Raw genomic sequence first — 4,968 nt, 5'->3', positions numbered from 1 at the left:
TGATCAGGGGGAAATTCAGGGACTTTTTCCCTGAAAATTAGGTAATTGACCCCCTCAAAATCGGTAAAACCCCACACCCCACACCCCACACCCTACACCCTGCCCCTAGGAAAAACTTTTTCAGCAAACCCTAATTAAGCGACGATGAAAGAACCGTTAATTGAATTGAGAGGAGTATCGAAAAGATTCGGGGATAATGTTATTCTCGAAGGTTTAGATTTAACCATTTATCGAGGGGAGGCCCTGGTAATTATCGGGCCGTCGGGAACGGGAAAATCAACGGTTTTACGGTTAATTGCGGGATTAACGGGGATAAATGCTGGAGAAATTCGTATTAAAGGTCAATTGCGTCAGGGATTGCTAGAAGATGGTCGAGAAGCGATGCGAACTTCCTTAGTTTTTCAACAAACGGCCCTGTTTGATTCTCTCACCGTCGGGGAAAATGTCGGTTTTTATCTTTATGAACAAACTAATTTAAAAAAAGCCAGAATTAGGGAATTAGTGGAAAAAAGCTTGGAAATGGTCGGTTTACAGGGAATTAGTAACCTTTATCCTTCGGAACTATCGGGGGGAATGCGTAAACGGGTGGCTTTTGCCCGCGCTATTATCACTAATCCCGATAATCCCGCCGATAATCCTGAATTACTGCTGTATGATGAACCTACCGCCGGATTAGACCCGATAGCTTCCACAATTATCGAGGATCTAGTGCGGACTCTCCATGAAAAATCGGGGTCTGCGAACACTTATGTGATGGTTTCTCACCAACAAAGCACCATCCGACGCACCGCCGATCGAGTAGTATTTCTCTATCAGGGAAAAGTGCAATGGCAGGGATTAGTGGCAGATATCGATCGTACCGATCATCCCATGATCCGGCAATTTTTTAGCGCCAGCATTGAAGGCCCGATTAGGACAATCGTTTAAGCTAGATTAAGCTAAATTAAGAACTATCGAGAATGAGAGAAAAATCATGCAGAGTTCGCGAGCTTTACGGGAAGGAAGACTAGGTTTGTTTGCTCTAGGCGGATTATTAGTCTTTGGGGCGCTCGCTATCTGGGTTCGGGGGGGGGGATTTGGTCAGAAAACCTATCAATTAATCTTCGAGTTTGCCGACGTGGAAGGGTTACAAGTCGGGGCGCCGGTGCGTTTTCGCGGGGTGAGAGTGGGAAGAATTACGAGTTTTATCCCGGGGAGTAATCAAGTGGAAGTTATTGCCGAGATTGCTTCTGCTACCTTAGTTATGCCTAGGAAGGTAACTGTTACTACCAATCTTTCCGGATTAATTGGGGAGGCAGCCATCGATATCACTCCCTTAGTTTCTTTAAGTGCTGAGTCCAAAAATCTCGACCCTCTGAGTCCCGACTGTGATCAACAGCTAATTCTCTGTAATAATACTCGTTTACAGGGGACAACAGGAACACAATTAATGTCTAGTGTTGGTCGTTTAGTGGATACTTTTACCAGTCCTGAATTTGTGGGTAATCTCAATGATGTCACCAAAAATACCGCTATAGCGGCCAAAAAAATCGCCCGTTTATCCGATGATACCTCCCAGACTATCCGTAATGCCCAAAGAGAACTCTCTCGTCTATCTTTGGAATTAGCTGCCACCAGTCGCTCAGTCAGTAATACGGCTAATAATGCCTCCCGTTTTGTCAATACTTTAGATAGTACCGTTCAGGAAAATCGCAGTCAAATTAGCAGAACTTTTCAACAATCTTCCCAATTAGTCGCTAATCTCAATGCTGTTCTCAGCGAAAATCGGGGACAAATTGTTAATACTCTCGATAATATTAATCAAGCTAGTTTAGGTATTGGTAGTCTCGCTAATAATCTCAATAATACCGCCATGAGGTTGAATGCAGGTTTAGATGAAATTGATACTAAACAAGTCATGCAAAATATCGAGACTATTTTGAATAATGCGGTGGAAACATCGAATAATTTACGAGAAATTACTAAAACTATTAACGATCCTGCTACAATTGTCGTACTGCAAAAAACTCTCGAATCCGCTAGGGTGACTTTTGAAAATACTCAAAAAATCACCTCCGATATCGATGAGTTAATCGGTGATCCCCAATTTCGCGAGAATTTAAGACGTTTAATTGATGGCTTAAGTAATTTGCTTTCTTCTGGCGAACAATTAGAATATAATTTGCGTATCGCTCAAACTTTAGATACCATGACTCAAGAGTTAGCCAAACAAAAAGTTTTGACCATCTCTCGACCTTTAAATCCTCAGCAAATGCAACTCTATCCCCAATTTATCGTTCAACAACCTCCCACCAGTGAAAAATGACAAAACAGCACAATTCAAGCGATAGATTATGAATTATGAATTGTGAATTATGAATTATGAATTAGGGAGAATAAATAAAAATAATCTCCTGTCTCCTGTCTCCTGTCTCCTGTCTCCTGTCTCCTGTCTCCTGTCTCCTATCTCCTATCTCCTATCTCCTGTCTCCTGTCTCCTGTCTCCTATCTCCTATCTCCTGTCTCCTGTCTCCTGTCTCCTGACGGCTAAAATAACTGATAACTGATAATAATATGTCGAAATCAATTTGTATTACTCTTGGAACTCGTCCCGAAGCGATTAAATTAGCTCCCGTTATTCGTGCTTTTCAAGAATCGGAACAGTTTCAAACCCATGTAATTCTGACGGGACAGCATAAAGAAATGGTAGCGCAGGTGATGGAATTATTTGCTTTAAAAGCAGATGAAAATCTGGATATTATGCAAACCCGTCAAACCTTAACTGATATTACTTGCCGCAGTTTACGCGGTTTAGAAACAGTTTTTGAGCGCATAAAACCAGATTTAATTATTGTGCAAGGTGATACTACTACTGCTTTTGCTGCTGCTTTAGCGGCTTTTTATCAACAAATTCCCATCGCCCATGTGGAAGCCGGATTAAGAACGAATGATATCTATAATCCCTATCCCGAAGAAGCTAATCGTCGCCTAATTTCTCAACTGACTACCCTACATTTTGCTCCCACAACTTTAGCCGTAGAAAATTTACAAAAATCTGGGGTGACAGGAAATATTCACCACACCGGCAATACGGTTATTGATGCTTTATTAACCGTAGCCAAAACCGCGCCAGAATGTCAAATTGCGGGCCTAAATTGGTCAGATTATCGGGTTTTATTAGCCACGGTTCACCGCCGGGAAAATTGGGGCGAACCCTTACAGGATATTATCAAAGGATTCACTTTGTTATTAGAAAAATATGCCGATACAGCCCTATTATTACCCCTGCATCGCAATCCCACCGTCCGAGAACCAATTCAGTCCGCTTTGGGCAATCATCCCAGGGTATTTTTAACTGAACCTCTCGATTATGCCGAGTTAGTGGGGGCGATTCAACGCTGTTATTTATTATTAACTGATTCTGGGGGCATTCAAGAAGAAGCCCCTAGTTTAGGAAAACCAGTTTTAGTATTGCGAGAAACCACAGAAAGACCGGAAGCAGTGCAAGCGGGAACAGCGAAATTAATTGGGACTAATCCGGAGCAAATTTTAGCAGAAGCGGGAGAATTATTAGGGGATAAAATCGCCTATGATCGTATGGCTAATGCAATTAATCCTTTTGGAGATGGACAAGCATCCCAAAGAATCCTCCAAATCGTCCAAGATTTTTTGGCTTAATCTATGACTACTTGGTTGGGTATCGACCCCGGATTAGCGATTGTCGGTTGGGCTATTCTCCGGGATAATAGTGAGTTAATGCCGATTTTAGTCGATTACGGCACGATCGAAACTTCTAAAAATCTTTCTACTGCCCAGCGTTTGATCGAAATTGAACGGGATTTAAAGGAGTTAATCGCAGAATATAAACCGGGGGAAATTGCCGTGGAAATGCCCTTTTTTAACCGGCAAATCAAGGCAGCTGGTGGAGTCCTGCAAGCATTGGGAATTATCAATCTGGTTAGCTGTCGCGATGGAGGAATTGAACCGATTTTCCTCCATCAAGCTAGTTGGAAATGTCATCTCGGCCATGGTAGGGCCACTAAAGCGGAGGTGGCCGAACAAATTAAGTATTTATTCGGATTGACAAAAATGCCCATTAATGATGCTGTAGATGCTATAGCGATCGCATACGCTGCTTTCAGTGGCGTTCGCAATCAAATCTCTTGAAGCAATTTGACGAAATTGGCGCAAAAATTTAGCTGACAACTAAAAGCCATCTTTAAGCTTGCACTATCTTAGTTCGATGGGACGGTTGAAGATAATAAGGCCTTCAAATATCTTTGATTAGCGTTGGGTTTCCTTCCTCAACCCAACCTACCATATCAGCGATCGCACCAAAGGGTTTAAGTGTGGAATTGTGATAATTGTCATCGTCAATGCTAATAAAAATATGGTATAGTTCTTAAATGAGTATAAGTTTAAAATAATGAAAATAAATGAAAATAAAAGTTTCTCAAAAAAAGGGATCATCAAACGAAGTTAACCCTCAGTTAAAGCATATTGCCTATTCGATGGACGCACTGATTACAGGCTTTTATATTTGGTTGGGTTCTTTTTGTTGGCGATTGGGGGGTAGTGATGCAGAAGAAAGTTATCCAGGAACAATACATAGTTTTGCGGGTATCAGCTTAGTTTTACCTGGTTATCAAATTTTTACAACCTATAAAGGGAGTTATGACCCTCGATAAGCATCAAATTGATGGTCTTTAGGTATAATGGGGCTTGACCGGTGGTATCAGTTATATCACCATAAGCGAATGCGTAATACCCGTCCTATATCTTGGATTAAAGCGGCACGGAAAGATTTTCAAAAGTTTCCCAAGGAAGCCCAAGAAATTGTACTTGACGCTTTAACTAGGGCTTGCTGAATAAATCTAAAAACCTTGTTGGATAAGGCTTTTAGACTTTTTTGACCTCAAAAAGTGCCGACCATTGGAGGGATCGGGGGTAAAATTCAGGTACTTTTTCCCTGAAAATTAGGTAACTGAC

Annotated in this window: 6 protein-coding genes; all 6 read left to right on the top strand. The window is 41.6% G+C overall.

Annotated features, from left to right (window positions below; all coding sequences use genetic code 11):
- Positions 1-144: 144 nt before the first annotated feature.
- Positions 145-927, top strand: a complete 783-nt coding sequence (locus tag PX481_RS15230) for an ABC transporter ATP-binding protein (RefSeq protein WP_002763121.1) — start codon at positions 145-147, stop codon at positions 925-927.
- A gap of 46 nt (positions 928-973) precedes the next feature.
- Positions 974-2,305, top strand: coding sequence for an MlaD family protein (locus tag PX481_RS15225; RefSeq protein ID WP_288094888.1), 1,332 nt, complete (start codon positions 974-976; stop codon positions 2,303-2,305).
- Positions 2,306-2,354: 49 nt separating this feature from the next.
- Positions 2,355-2,546 carry a hypothetical protein gene (locus PX481_RS15220; protein WP_071825132.1) on the top strand — a complete coding sequence of 64 codons (192 nt, stop codon included), beginning with the start codon at positions 2,355-2,357 and terminating at the stop codon, positions 2,544-2,546.
- Between the two features lie 7 nt (positions 2,547-2,553).
- Entirely contained in the window at positions 2,554-3,657 is a 1,104-nt protein-coding gene (gene wecB / locus PX481_RS15215) for a non-hydrolyzing UDP-N-acetylglucosamine 2-epimerase (RefSeq protein WP_002763125.1), read from the top strand.
- 3 nt (positions 3,658-3,660) lie between these two features.
- Positions 3,661-4,146: a crossover junction endodeoxyribonuclease RuvC gene (locus PX481_RS15210; RefSeq protein ID WP_002763127.1), complete on the top strand. Its 486-nt coding sequence runs from the start codon at positions 3,661-3,663 to the stop codon at positions 4,144-4,146.
- A gap of 269 nt (positions 4,147-4,415) precedes the next feature.
- Positions 4,416-4,667: a hypothetical protein gene (locus tag PX481_RS15205; RefSeq protein WP_002763128.1), complete on the top strand. Its 252-nt coding sequence runs from the start codon at positions 4,416-4,418 to the stop codon at positions 4,665-4,667.
- Positions 4,668-4,968: the final 301 nt, after the last annotated feature.

This window comes from Microcystis sp. M53603_WE2 (genome assembly GCF_030065435.1).
This window is presented reverse-complemented; position numbering and strand designations above follow the sequence as displayed.